This is a genomic window from Pseudomonas sp. 86_A, assembly GCF_017491705.1.
Classification (GTDB): Bacteria; Pseudomonadota; Gammaproteobacteria; order Pseudomonadales; family Pseudomonadaceae; genus Aquipseudomonas; species Aquipseudomonas koreensis.
The window spans coordinates 1-455 of sequence record NZ_JAFGYS010000160.1; the positions used below are offsets into that span (position 1 = coordinate 1).

Here is a 455-nt window from a genome sequence, read left to right on the forward strand (position 1 = left end):
AGATCAGCGTCGTCGCGAGCATCGTGCCGGTGCGCAGCAGGTAGGTCTTCACGCCCGGCTTCATCACGGTGTTCCATACGTCGTACGAGACGGCCTTGTGCTCGGTCTCTTCCATCGCGTGCCACAGCCACATCTGCTTGTAGCCTTCGACCGAGCCGTCGATCCGGTGCGTGTAGCACGAGAGCAACTGGTTCGCGAGGATTGCCGTGTAATGCTCGAGCGCGATCGTGATCGCGAGCTGCACCGAATTCGGCAGCACCTTCTTGCCCCAGCCGAGCAGCGCCCACAGGCGCTTGTCGAGCTTGTGCGCGGGCAGGCCCGCCGATTGCAGCAGGTCGTTGTACTCGATGTGCTCGCGCGTGTGCATCGCTTCCTGGCCGATGAAGCCCGCCACTTGCTTCTTCAGCTCGGGATCGTGGATCTCGTCGCGGTAGTTGCGCACCGAATCCATGAAG

The 455-nt window shown here is 62.4% G+C and carries 1 protein-coding gene; it reads right to left on the reverse strand.

The genetic code is table 11. The features are described from left to right. Positions 1-455 (reverse strand): metal-dependent hydrolase (locus J5M57_RS28490; protein WP_207938544.1); only part of this gene is annotated, 455 nt, incomplete at both ends.